The following is a 12,798-nucleotide window of genomic DNA, read 5'->3' on the forward strand; positions in this document are numbered from 1 at the left end:
ATCAAAGCTGCTAGAGCGCCGCCGTGGCCAGCACATCTAAAATCCACAACCCCCTTCCCGGCTGGCGCGCCGAGGCGCGTCGGCTCTGGGCGTTCCGGAGCTGGCGCTGGACCGGCTATGTGCTGTGGTCGGCGGCGCTGTTCTGGCTGCTGATGTGGTTCTTCTTCGCACGCGGGCTGCCCTCGGCCGATGCGCTGCTCGCCTATCAGCCGCCGCTGCCGACCAACGTCCGCGGCTATGATGGCGAACCGATCGCCGATTTCGCGCGCGAGCGGCGGGTTCAGCTCTCCTATGACGAATATCCGCCGATGCTCGTCGATGCCTTCATCTCCGCCGAAGATAAGACCTTCTTCCACCACCCCGGCATCGACATCGGCGGCCTCGCCGGCGCGGTGTGGGACTATGCGACCAAGCTCGGCAGCGGCCGGCGCGCGAAGGGCGGATCGACGATCACCCAGCAGGTCGCCAAGAACCTGATCGTCGGGGACGATTATTCGATCAAGCGCAAGGTGCGCGAGGCGATCCTCGCCTTCCGGATTGAGGATGCCCTGACCAAGCAGCAGATCCTCGAATTGTACCTCAACCAGATATTCCTCGGCCGCAACGCCTATGGCGTCCAATCGGCCAGCCGCGCCTATTTCCGCAAGGATGTCGGCGACCTCACCCTTCCCGAGATCGCCTATCTGGCGATCCTGCCCAAGGCGCCGTCCAACTACACGATCGAGCGCAATGCCGATCGCGCCATCGAGCGGCGCAACTATGTGCTCCTGCAGATGGTCGAGAACGGCTTCATCACCGAACAGCAGCGCGCCGCCGCGGCGGCAGCGCCGCTGGGCGTCGTCGAGCGTTATGCGCCGCGGCCCAGCGTCGGCGGTTATTTCATGGAAGAGGTCCGCCGCGAGCTGATCGACCGCTATGGCCAGAACGCATCGGACGGGCCCAACGCAATCTATTCGGGCGGCCTGTGGGTGCGCACCTCCTATGACGGCAATGTGCAGGATGCCGCCGAAGGCGCGCTGCGCGACGGACTCGTCCGCTTCGAGGCGGCGGCGGGCTGGCGCGGCCGGATCGCGAAGATCGACACCGACGGCAATTGGGCGCGCACGCTCGCCACGCTGAACGTCGGCGCCGGCTATGCCAACTGGCTCCCCGCCGTGGTGCTGTCGCGCGACGGTTCGGCAGCGGAAATCGGTTTCGAAAATGGATCGCGGGGCACTCTGCCGAGCTGGGGGGCGACGATGCCCAAGGCCGGCGTCGGCGGCCGCGCCTTCGATTTCCTGAAGCGCGGCGACGTGATCGTCGTACGGCGCGAAGGCGACAGCTGGACGCTGCGCAGCATCCCCAACATCTCGGGCGGGATGGTGATCCAGAACCCGCATACCGGCCAGGTGCTGGCGATGCAGGGCGGCTTCGACTCTCGCGGATCGTCGTTCAACCGCGCGACCCAGGCGAGGCGCCAGCCGGGATCGACGTTCAAGCCGTTCGTCTATGCCGCTGCGCTCGACAACGGCATGACTCCCGCCTCGATCATCATCGACGGGCCATTCTGCGTGTTTCAGTCGGCACGGCTCGGCCAGAAGTGCTTCAAGAATTTCTCCGGCGCCAATGCCGGGCAGCAGACGATGCGCTGGGGCGTCGAGCAATCGCGCAACCTGATGACCGTACGCACCGCGAGCCAGATCGGCATGGACAAGGTCGTGCACACCGCCAAGGTGATGGGGATCGGCGACTATCCGCCGTATCTCGCTTATGCGCTGGGCGCCGGCGAGACCACGGTGATGCGCATGGTCAACGCCTATTCGATGTTCGCCAACCAGGGCCGCGCGCTCGAGCCCACGCTGATCGACTATGTCCAGGATCGCAACGGCAAGATCATCTGGCGCGCCGACAAGCGCGCCTGCGAGGGCTGCAACATGCCGCAATGGGACGGCAAGCCGATGCCGCGGCCGCGGCTGCGCGCCAAACAGGTGATCGATCCGATGACCGCGTACCAGATGCTCCACATCATGGAAGGCGTGGTCGAGCGCGGCACCGCCACCGTGCTGCGCGACCTCGGCCGGCCATTGTTCGGCAAGACCGGCACCTCGTCGGGCCCGACCAACGTCTGGTTTGTCGGCGGTTCGGCCGACATGGTGGGGGGTGTCTATCTGGGCTATGACAATCCCCGCTCGATGGGCGGCTATGCGCAGGGCGGCACGATCGCCGCGCCGATCTTCCACAGCTTCGCCGCCAAGGCGATGAAGGGCATGCCGGTCGTGCCCTTCCAGGCGCCGGCCGGCATCCGCATGATCCGCATCGACCGCAAGACCGGCCGCCGCGTGTTCGGCGCCTGGCCCGACGGCAGCTATTACAGCCCGGTGATCTGGGAAGCATTCAAGCCGGAGAGCGAGCCGAGGCGAACGATCCGCCGCGACGAGATCGCCAAGCGGGCCGCCGCGGCGCCGCGCAAGGCGACGACCACCGACAGCGAATTCTTGCAAAGCCAGGACGGTATCTACTAGGGCAGCCCGCCACGCCAATCGTCACCCCAGCACAGGCTGGGTCTCGTGCGGCAGAAGGGGGGCCTATATATGCCTCCTGAGATCCCAGCCTGCGCTGGGATGACGATGATTTACCGGAGTTCATATTATGCGCGCCGAAGCGCAAGCCAGTGTCGATCAGATCAACCAGGCAATGGCGCTCGTTCGCCGCTTCCTGGATTGGGACCGTGCGCTCCGCCGGCTCGACGAGCTCAACAATCGCGTGGAGGACCCCAAGCTGTGGGACGACGCCAAGGCCGCGCAGGAAGTCATGCGCGAGCGGCGCAGGCTCGACGAGGCGGTGCAGGCGGTCAGGACGATCGAGCAGGAATGCGCGGACACCGTCGAGCTGATGGAAATGGCCGAGGCCGAGGGCGACAATGCGCTGATCGACGACGGCGTAAAGGCGCTGGCCGCGCTGGCGGAACGCGCCGAGAAGGACAAGATCTCCGCGTTGCTTGCCGGCGAGGCCGATGCGAACAACAGCTATATCGAGGTCAATGCCGGGGCCGGCGGCACGGAGAGCCAGGACTGGGCCGGCATGCTCCAGCGCATGTACAGCCGCTGGGCCGAGCGCCGCGGGCTGAAGGTGGAACTGGTCGATTTCCATGCCGGCGAGCAGGCCGGTATCAAGTCCGCCACGCTGCTGATCAAGGGCGAGAATGCCTATGGCTATGCCAAGACCGAGAGCGGCGTGCACCGCCTTGTCCGCATCAGCCCCTATGATTCGGCCGCCCGGCGCCACACCAGCTTCGCCAGCGTCTGGGTCTATCCCGAAGTCGACGATGACATCGACATCGAGGTTCTCGACAAAGACCTGAAGATCGACACCTACCGCTCGTCGGGCGCGGGCGGGCAGCACGTCAACACTACCGATTCGGCGGTGCGTATCACCCATATCCCGACCGGAATCATCGTCGCCTGCCAGAACCAGCGCTCGCAGCACAAGAACAAGGCGGAGGCGATGAAGCAGCTCAAGGCCCGGCTGTACGAGCAGGAACTTCAGCGCCGGGAGGCCGAGACGATGGCCGGCTATGCCGCCAAGACCGAGATCGGCTGGGGCCACCAGATCCGCTCCTACGTCCTGCAACCCTATCAGATGGTCAAGGACCTGCGCACCGGCGTGACCTCGACCGCCCCTTCGGACGTGCTCGACGGCGATCTCGACCGGTTCATGGCGGCGGCACTGTCACAGCGCGTTTCCGGCGAAACCGTCGAAGTCGAGGATGTCGACTGATGACCGCAATCCTTTCTCTTCGATGAAGCAGGCGTTCAGCTAAGCTACTGCATTGTTGGCGTAGTTTCTTCTCACCGCGGGGCCGGTAGAGAGAGGAGACTGCGATGACCTTCACGAAGATATTTGCCGCCATCGGCCTTACCGTCGCGGCGCTGGGCATGAGCGGTGCCGCCAATGCGCATGATCGCTGGGACGACCGCCGCTGGGACCATGACCGTCGATGGGACGGTGACCGCCGCTGGGACGGCGATCGTCGCTGGGACGGCGATAGTCGCTGGAGCGGTGATCGGCATTGGCGGGACGAACGGCGCTGGGACCGCCGCCATGGTCATTATAGGGCCCGATGCTGGACGGAGTGGCATCACCACCATCGTGTCCGGGTCTGCCGCTGATCCGATTACGCTGCACTGCACATAGCCTGTCCCCTCCTGAAGCAGGAGGGGAAACGGTGATGTAACGGTTCCGACACCTGAAAACTTCGCAACCGCACAGCGCAACGATTGTTTAAGCCGATCGGTACGGCTAGCAGGGCAGGATGCCCGGCGTTCGCGAAGGTTGCACGATGAAGAACCCTATGGCGGGCCACGGCAATTGGCTCGCTGTCGTGGCCTGCGGGCTACTGCTGCTCGGCTGTTCCAAGGAAAAGCCTGCGCCCCCGACTCCGGAGGCGGGCTATGTGGTGATGAAGACCGAGACCGTCCCGCTGTTCGTCGAGCTGGCGGGACGCACATCCGCCTACGAGATGTCGGAGGTTCGCCCGCAGGTGTCGGGCATCGTCAAGGCGCGGCTGTTCACCGAGGGCAGCATCGTGCGCGCCGGCCAGACGCTCTACCAGATCGACCCCAGCCTCTATCGCAGCTCGCTCAACCAGGCCGCCGCCAACCTCGAAAATGCGCGCGCCCAGCGCGAAGCCGCCGCGGCCCGGGCCGAACGGCTCAAGCCGCTCGCCCAGATCGAGGCGGTCAGCAAGCAGGATTACACCGACGCGGCGGCTGCCGCACGCCAGGCCGCTGCATCGGTCTCGCAGAGCGCAGCCCAGCTCGAGACAGCGCGCATCAATCTGCGCTTCACCAATGTGCCGGCGCCTATCGGTGGCCGGATCGGCCGCTCGCTCGTCACCACCGGCGCACTGGTTTCCGCTGGCCAGACCGACCCTCTGACGACGATCCAGCGACTCGATCCAATCTATGTCGACATCCAGCAATCCAGTGCGGAGCTGCTCGCGCTGCGCCGCCAACTGGCCAGCGGCGGGGTCGGGCGTTCTTCGGCGGCGGTCGAGCTGAAGCTCGAGGACGGCAGCATCTACGGCGCCGCCGGCCAGCTGGAATTCGCCGAGGCGATGGTGGATCCGAATACCGGCACCGTCACGTTGCGCGCCCGTTTCCCCAATCCGAACGGCGTGCTGCTACCTGGGATGTACGTTCGGGCGACCCTGTCGCAGGCGACAGCGCGCAACGCCATTCTCGTGCCCCAGGCCGGTGTCAGCCGTAATCCGAAAGGCGAGGCGACGGTGATGCTGGTCGGGCCCGGCGGCAAGGCCGTCCTGCGCGCGATCACCGCCGATCGCACGGTTGGCGACAAATGGCTCGTCACCGATGGTTTGAAGCCGGGCGACAAGGTCATCGTCGAAGGCCTCGGCCGGATCAGGCCAGACCAGCCGATCCGCGCCGTCCCAGCCGGATCGCCGCCACAGCCCCAGGGTAATGGCGGCCAGGGCAAAGCCGGCTGACCCCAGCATGATCTCGCGCATCTTCATCGATCGCCCCATCTTCGCGTGGGTCATCGCCATCGTGATCATGCTGGTCGGCCTCGGCGGGATGTTCAGCCTGCCAGTCTCTCAATATCCCGACGTGGCACCGCCGACGATCAATATCCGCGCCAACTATCCTGGCGCGTCGGCCGAAACCATCGAATCGAGCATCACCCAGATCATCGAGCAGCAGCTCACCGGCATCAGCGGCCTGCTCTATTTCTCTGCCACCTCGAGTTCGGCGGGCTCGGCCAATCTGTCCGTCACGTTCGAGAAGGGCGTCGACCCCGACATTGCCCAGGTCCAGGTGCAGAACAAGGTTCAGCAGGCGCTGCCGCGGCTCCCCCAGCAGGTGCAGCAGCAGGGAATCGTCGTCACCAAGTCGAATGCCGACTTCCTGATGGTGGTCGCGATCTCCGACCGAAGCGACCGATCGACCAGCCGGGATATTGCAGATTTCATAGTGTCGAACCTGCAGGACAGGATCGGACGCGTACCGGGAGTCGGCGACTTCAACGTGTTCGGCGGGCAATATGCGATGCGGATCTGGCTAGATCCATTCAAGCTTTCGGGCGTGGGCCTCACGCCTGCCGACGTCACCGCCGCGATCCAGGCACAGAACACCCAGGTCGCAGCCGGCCAGATCGGGGGCCTCCCCGCTCCCGACAGGCAGATGCTCAACGCCATCGTCACCGCGCGCTCCCGGCTGACGTCACCCGACCAATTCAAACGGATCATCGTCAAGACGCAGACCGATGGGTCCAAGGTCTTGCTGCGCGATGTGGCCCGCGTCGAGCTAGGCAGCGAGAATTATTCCATAAACGGCCGGATCAACGGCCATCCCGGCGCCGGCATCGCGATCCAGCTCGCGCCGGGCGCCGACTCGCTGAAGACCGCGGCGGCGGTGCGCGCGCTGGTATCCGGGGCAGCCGAGACTTTCCCGCCCGGCTACACCTACAGGATACTCAACGACGCCACCGCGTTCGTGAAGCTGTCGATCGAGGAGGTGGTCAAGACGCTGGCGGAGGCGATCCTGCTGGTCGTCATCGTCATGTTCCTGTTCCTGCAAAGCTGGCGGGCGACGCTGATCCCGGCCATCGCGGTGCCGGTCGTCATTCTCGGCAGCTTCGGCGTACTTGCCGCAGCGGGATTCTCGATCAACACCCTGACCCTGTTCGGGCTCGTGCTTTCGATAGGCCTGCTTGTCGACGATGCCATCGTGGTCGTCGAAAATGTCGAACGCGTGATGGAAGAAGAGCCGGACATCACGCCGCGCGAGGCGACGATCAAGTCGATGGCCGAGATCAACACGGCGCTGATCGCGATCGCCATGGTTCTGTCCGCGGTGTTCCTGCCGATGGCGTTCTTCGGCGGATCGACGGGCGTCATCTACAAGCAGTTCTCGATCACGATCGTCTCCTCGATGATCTTGTCGGTGCTGGTCGCGCTCATCCTGTCCCCTGCGCTCGCTGCGACCGTTCTCAAGCGCCGCGACGAGCAAAGCCGAGGACGCCATGGCCGAATTGTCGGACGCGCCCATCACTATGGCGACCGGTTCAACGCCTGGTTCCAGCGCATATCGGAGCGCTATCGCGATCAGCTGTCCCGGCTGTTCGGCCACACCCGGACCGCGATGATCGTTTTCGTGGTTCTGGTGGCGGCGCTCGGCGGCCTGTTCTTTCGCCTGCCGACCAGCTTCGTGCCGAGCGAGGATCAAGGTTTCGCCCAGCTTCAGTTCACCCTCGCTCCGGGCGCCACATTAGGTCGCACGGACGAAATGGCCGAGCAGATCGAACGTTATTTTGCCAAGAACCAGCCGGACAACGTGACCGACATCTTTACGGTGAGCGGCTCTGGCCCCGGCGGCCAAAGCCAGAATGTCGGTCGCGGCTTCCTTGCCTTTGCGCCCTGGGAAGAGCGCAAGGGATCCGAGAACAGCGCCGATTCGATAACGCGAAGCGCCACCGCGAAGCTCTCCTCGGTCCGCGATGCGCAGATCTTCGTCGTCACGCCGCCGCCGCTGCGCGGCCTTGGGCAGTCTTCCGGCTTCACCATGGAGCTGCTCAACAGCGGCGGTCTCAGCCGTGACGAATTCAAGGCGCGGCGCGATCAGCTGCTGAAAGAAGCGGGGGCCGATCCCGATCTGCAGGCAGTGCGGCAGAACGGCCTCGAGGATGCGCCGACGCTGGCAGTCGATATCGACCAGGAGAAGGTAGGCGCGCTCGGCATAAGCCAGTCCGCGGTCGACCAGACCCTGTCGGTCGCGTGGGGCGGCATCTACGTCAACGATTTTGTCGATCGCGGGCGCGTGAAGCGGGTCTATGTACAGGGCGACGCGCCCTATCGCAGCCGACCCGAGGATCTCGCCAGCTGGCAGGTCCGCTCGACCACTGGGCAGATGGTGCCTTTCTCGGCCTTTGCCACGGTCCATTGGACGCAGACACCCAACACGTTGTTCCGCTTCAACGGTTCGCCAGCCTATGAAATCAATGGCCAGGCGGCGCCCGGGCAGAGTTCGGGACAGGCGATGGAGAAGATCAGCGCGATAGCCGAAAAACTGCCGGGCACAGCGATCGCCTGGTCCGGCCTGAGCTTCCAGGAACGGCTATCGGGCGGGCAGGCGCCGCTGCTCTACGGGCTTTCGCTGCTGGTCGTCTTCCTGTGCCTCGCGGCGCTCTACGAAAGCTGGTCGATCCCTGTGGCGGTGATGCTTGTCATCCCGCTGGGACTGATCGGCGCCACCTTGGCGGTGCTGCTGCGCGGCCTCGAGAACGACATCTATTTCCAGGTCGGCCTGCTCACGACGATGGGGCTGTCAGCGAAGAACGCCATCCTGATCGTGGAGTTCGCGGAACTGGCCGAGCGGCAGGGCAAGACCCCGATCGCCGCGGCGCTGGAAGCGGCGCGCATCCGGCTACGACCGATCCTGATGACCAGCTTCGCGTTCATGGCGGGTGTCCTCCCGCTTGCGATATCCACCGGTGCAGGAGCCAAGAGCCGAGTGGCCATCGGCACGGCGGTGCTCGGCGGCATGTTCACCGCTACGGCGCTCGCGATCTTCTTCGTGCCGCTGTTCTTCGTGCTCATCCGCACCCTGTTTCCCGGCAGGCCGAAGCATGATCGGGAGGAGGACGCATGAACCGCGGGCGCTTCGCCTTGCTCGGCTTCACGGCGCTGACCGCGTGCAGCTTCGAACCGACCTACCACCGGCCCGCGCCTGCCATTCCGGCCGCACTGCCGTCGATCGGCCAGAGCGACGCTGCCCCGGCGGCGCTCAGCTATCGCGACATCTTTCGCGACTCCAAGCTGGTGGCGCTGATTGACAGGGCGCTGGCCGACAACCAGGATCTCAAGGCCGCGCTGGCCAATGTCCAGTCGGCGCGCGCGCTGGTGACGGTCGCCCGCGCGGACATCCTTCCCGCCCTCGACGCCTCGGGGGGCGTGACGACGGGTGAGAGTTCCACCGCCTCCCGCTCGGCCAGCGGGCAATCCAATTCGGGCGGGCGGCGCACGACCTACAGCGCCGATCTCGGCGTGAGCTGGGAGATCGACCTGTTCGGCCGGCTGCGCAGCCTGAGCAACGCCGCGTTCAACCAGTATCTCGGCAGCGAGGCCGCGCGGCGCGGCACGCGGCTGAGCGTGGTGGCCGGTGTCGCCAATGCCTATCTTACGCTGGCCGCCGATCGTAGCCTGCTCGCAATTGCCGGCGAAACCCGCACGAGCGCCGCGAGAAGCGTCGAGCTGACCCGCTCGCTGTTGCAGGGCGGCGTGGCGCCGCGCACCGACCTGCGCCAGGCGGAAACGATATTGGCGCAGGCCGAAGCCGACCAGGCGAGCCTCGAAACCGCCGTCGCGCAGGATCGCAACGCGCTCGAACTGCTCGTCGGCGGGCGCATCGGGGACGAGCTCCTGCCCGCATCGATCGAGAGCGTCGACGGACTGCTGGCGGAGGCCCCGGCAGGCCTCGATTCCTCGATCCTGCTGCGCCGGCCCGATGTCGTCGAAACCGAATATAGCCTGCGCGCCGCCAATGCGCGGATCGGCGCCGCCCGCGCGGCCTTCTTCCCACGCATCGGCCTGACTGCCCTGGCGGGCTTCGCCAGCAGTGCGCTGTCGAGCCTCTTTACCGGTGATGCCTTCACCTGGAGCGTAGCCCCCTCCGCCACGCTGCCGATCTTCGATGGCGGCGCTAACCTGGGCAATCTTCGCTATTCGAGAGCGCAGCGCGATCTGGCCGTCGCAAATTACCAGCGCGCGATCCAGGCAGCATTTCGCGATGTTGCCGATGCGCTCGCCCGACGCGCCACGATCGATCGCCAGCTTGCCGCCGCCGCCCGCCTCGATGCCGCCGCCCGTGACTCGCTGTTCCTGGCCAATGCGCGTTATCGGGGTGGCGTGGACCCCTATCTCAGCCTGCTCGATGCCCAGCGCACCGCTTATGGCGCGGCGCGCACCCTGGCGTCGACGCGGCTGACCAAGGCGCAGAACCTCGTGACCTTGTACCAGTCGCTCGGCGGAGACCAAGTGATCGACGCGCGGCCGCCGGCCCCGGACGGCAATCGCGCCAAGGCCGCTGCCGCAAGATAGGCAAGCCGTTCAGGCCAGTGTCAGTTGCGCCGCCGTAGCGACGGGCTTTGGCTATGGGATGAATCCGATGAACAGGACGATCTTGGCGGCTGTGCTCGCGGTTGCCGCTGCCGCGCCGGCGCAGGCGGGGCTCCAGCTTGGCGAGCGCCCGATCTCGCGCAACGATGTCGTCTCCACCGTCAAACGCCAATTCGCCGAAATGGACCTCAACCACGATGGCGCGATCAGTCAGGATGAGTTCGAGCGATATCGCGAGCGGCAGGAGGCGATGCCCGACCATGGCCGCGGGCTCACCCATATCGGCCGCAGCTGGTTCGACCGCAGCGATGTCGACGGAAACGGCCGGATCAGCCTGAACGAGGCGGAGGCCCGGCCGCTGGAACTGTTCGACATGGCCGACGCGAATCGTGACGGAATGGCCAGCGTCGCCGAACAGTCGGTGGCCAGCTTGTTCGTCAACTAAGCCGCGCGCGCCGCAGAGGCGTCGTGATCAGTCGCCTTTCACCCGCCGCCGATAGCGATGCAGCAGCGGCTCCGTGTAGCCGTTGGGTTGCTCGACACCCTCGAACACCAGCGCGCGGGCGGCCTGGAAGGCCAGGCTCGCATCCTCGTTGCCGGCCATCGGCCGGTAGAGCGGATCGCCCGCATTCTGCCCATCGACCTTGACCGCCATGCGCTTGAGCGCAGCGTCCGCCTCGGCGCCCGAACAGACGCCGTGCAGCATCCAGTTCGCCATGTGCTGCGACGAGATGCGCAGCGTCGCGCGATCCTCCATCAGGCCGACATCGTGAATATCGGGAACCTTCGAGCAGCCCACCCCCTGGTCGATCCAGCGCACCACATAGCCGAGGATGCCCTGGGCATTGTTGTCGAGTTCGGCGCGGACGTCGTCCGGCGTCCAGTTCTGGCCGCGCGCGACGGGGATGGTCAGCAGGCGATCGAGGCTGGCGACCGGCTCCGCCTTTCGTTCCGCCTGACGCGCGAACACGTCGACCTCGTGATAATGGGTCGCGTGGAGGGTCGCCGCGGTCGGCGACGGCACCCAGGCGGTGTTGGCGCCAGTCTTCGGATGCCCGATCTTCTGGACCAGCATGTCGCCCATCTTGTCGGGTGCGGCCCACATGCCCTTGCCGATCTGTGCCTTGCCCGACAGCCCGCAGGCGAGGCCGATCTGGACATTGCGATCCTCATAGGCGGCGATCCAGTCGCTGGTCTTCATGTCGCCCTTGCGGATCATCGGGCCGGCCCGCATCGACGTGTGCATCTCGTCACCGGTGCGATCGAGGAAGCCGGTGTTGATGAACATGATGCGGTCCTTCACCGCATGGATGCAGGCGGCGAGATTGGCCGAGGTGCGACGCTCCTCGTCCATCACGCCCACCTTGATGGTGTGGCGCGCCAGGCCGAGCATATCCTCGACCGCGTCAAACAGGCTGTTGGTGAGCGCCGCCTCGTCGGGACCATGCATCTTCGGCTTGACGATGTAGACCGACCCGGCCGCACTGTTGCGGAACTGACCGGGACCCTTGAGGTCGTGCATGGCGATCATGACGGTGACGATCGCGTCGAGAATGCCCTCGGGCGCCTCGCTGCCGTCGGCGAGCAGCACCGCGGGCGTCGTCATCAAATGGCCGACGTTACGGACGAACAACAGGCTGCGGCCCGGGAGCGTCAGGACAGAGCCGTCGGGCGCCGTGTAACTGCGGTCCGGATCTAAGCTCCGGGTGACGGTCTTGCCGCGCTTGTCGAAGCTCGCCTCGAGGTCGCCCTTCATCAGGCCGAGCCAGTTGGCATAGGCCGCGACCTTGTCCTCGGCATCGACCGCCGCGACTGAATCCTCGAGGTCGCAGATCGTCGTCAACGCGGACTCGAGGATGACGTCGGAGATGCCTGCGGGATCGTCCTTGCCGATCGGATGTGCCGGATCGATCACTACCTCGATGTGCAGGCCGTTATGCCTGAACAGCAGCGCCTTAACGAAGCCCTCGGTCGATTTCGAACCCACAAATTGCGACGGATCCTCCAAGCCAATGAATGTGCCTTTGGCCTCAAAATCGAGAACCTCCCCCGACTGTCGAAGATCGCCGCCGAGGATGGTGTCGGTGACGTCGGACCACAAAGCCCGCTTCAAGGGCACCGCCTTGTCGAGGAAGGCCTTGGCCCAGGCGATCACCTGCGCTCCGCGCGCGGCATCATAACCCTTGCCGGCCGCCGCGCCCGGAATTGCATCGGTGCCGTACAGCGCATCATAGAGGCTGCCCCAGCGCGCATTTGCCGCATTGAGCAGGAAACGCGCGTTGAGGATCGGCACCACCAGCTGCGGTCCGGCGGTGGTCGCGACCTCGGCATCGACATTGGCCGATCCGACCGAGAAGGGAGCAGGCTCGGGGACGAGATAGCCGATTCCGGTCAGGAAGGCCTTGTAAGCAGCCATGTCGATCGGCTTGCCCGCCTGCTCGACGTGCCAAGCGTCGATCTTTTCCTGGAGCGCATCGCGCCGCGCGAGCAGCGCACGATTTTCAGGCGCGAAGCGGGTATAGATGTCGGCCATGCCGGCCCAGAACGCGTCCGGCGCGATGCCTGTGCCCGGCAGCGCCCTGTCCTCGACGAAGCGGACGAGCACCTCCGCAACCTTCAGCCCCGCCTTGTCGATCATCACCGTCATCGCCGCCTCGCTTTAGAGAAGGCGGCCCGCTTAGCGTACC

Annotated in this window: 8 protein-coding genes; 7 read left to right on the forward strand and 1 reads right to left on the reverse strand. The window is 65.7% G+C overall.

The features are described 5' to 3' along the window. The first annotated feature begins 23 nt into the window (after positions 1–23). From AAC645_RS07050 to AAC645_RS07080, 7 genes are all read left to right on the forward strand, one after another. Positions 24–2,501 (forward strand): penicillin-binding protein 1A, encoded by a 2,478-nt coding sequence (locus tag AAC645_RS07050; RefSeq protein ID WP_422785801.1) that lies wholly within the window; start codon positions 24–26, stop codon positions 2,499–2,501. 127 nt (positions 2,502–2,628) lie between these two features. Continuing rightward, complete coding sequence (gene prfB / locus AAC645_RS07055) at positions 2,629–3,756, forward strand: peptide chain release factor 2 (RefSeq protein WP_340314846.1); 1,128 nt, start codon at positions 2,629–2,631, stop codon at positions 3,754–3,756. A gap of 104 nt (positions 3,757–3,860) precedes the next feature. After that, positions 3,861–4,148: a hypothetical protein gene (locus AAC645_RS07060; protein WP_340314847.1), complete on the forward strand. Its 288-nt coding sequence runs from the start codon at positions 3,861–3,863 to the stop codon at positions 4,146–4,148. A 170-nt stretch (positions 4,149–4,318) separates the two neighbouring features. Continuing rightward, positions 4,319–5,485, forward strand: a complete 1,167-nt coding sequence (locus AAC645_RS07065; protein ID WP_422785802.1) for an efflux RND transporter periplasmic adaptor subunit — start codon at positions 4,319–4,321, stop codon at positions 5,483–5,485. Positions 5,486–5,492: 7 nt separating this feature from the next. Further along, positions 5,493–8,645 (forward strand): efflux RND transporter permease subunit, encoded by a 3,153-nt coding sequence (locus tag AAC645_RS07070; RefSeq protein ID WP_340314849.1) that lies wholly within the window; start codon positions 5,493–5,495, stop codon positions 8,643–8,645. Continuing rightward, positions 8,642–10,093: an efflux transporter outer membrane subunit gene (locus tag AAC645_RS07075; RefSeq protein ID WP_340314850.1), complete on the forward strand. Its 1,452-nt coding sequence runs from the start codon at positions 8,642–8,644 to the stop codon at positions 10,091–10,093. Before AAC645_RS07070 ends, AAC645_RS07075 begins: the two co-directional genes overlap by 4 nt. A 67-nt stretch (positions 10,094–10,160) precedes the next feature. Beyond that, positions 10,161–10,556 (forward strand): EF-hand domain-containing protein, encoded by a 396-nt coding sequence (locus AAC645_RS07080; RefSeq protein WP_340314851.1) that lies wholly within the window; start codon positions 10,161–10,163, stop codon positions 10,554–10,556. A gap of 27 nt (positions 10,557–10,583) precedes the next feature. Here AAC645_RS07080 and AAC645_RS07085 read toward each other — a convergent pair whose 3' ends face one another. Further along, positions 10,584–12,758 (reverse strand): malate synthase G, encoded by a 2,175-nt coding sequence (locus AAC645_RS07085; protein WP_340314853.1) that lies wholly within the window; start codon positions 12,756–12,758, stop codon positions 10,584–10,586. Between the last annotated feature and the right edge of the window lie 40 nt (positions 12,759–12,798).

Origin of the sequence: Rhizorhabdus argentea (assembly GCF_037861105.1) — a bacterium.
GTDB lineage: Bacteria > Pseudomonadota > Alphaproteobacteria > Sphingomonadales > Sphingomonadaceae > Rhizorhabdus > Rhizorhabdus argentea.

Coding starts and splice junctions, on each gene's coding strand:
- prfB (WP_340314846.1), top strand. CDS start 2,629: ATGCGCGCCGAAGCGCAAGCCAGTGTCGATCAGATCAACCAGGCAATG.
- AAC645_RS07060 (WP_340314847.1), top strand. CDS start 3,861: ATGACCTTCACGAAGATATTTGCCGCCATCGGCCTTACCGTCGCGGCG.
- AAC645_RS07065 (WP_422785802.1), top strand. CDS start 4,319: ATGAAGAACCCTATGGCGGGCCACGGCAATTGGCTCGCTGTCGTGGCC.
- AAC645_RS07070 (WP_340314849.1), top strand. CDS start 5,493: ATGATCTCGCGCATCTTCATCGATCGCCCCATCTTCGCGTGGGTCATC.
- AAC645_RS07075 (WP_340314850.1), top strand. CDS start 8,642: ATGAACCGCGGGCGCTTCGCCTTGCTCGGCTTCACGGCGCTGACCGCG.
- AAC645_RS07080 (WP_340314851.1), top strand. CDS start 10,161: ATGAACAGGACGATCTTGGCGGCTGTGCTCGCGGTTGCCGCTGCCGCG.
- AAC645_RS07085 (WP_340314853.1), bottom strand. CDS start 12,758: ATGACGGTGATGATCGACAAGGCGGGGCTGAAGGTTGCGGAGGTGCTC.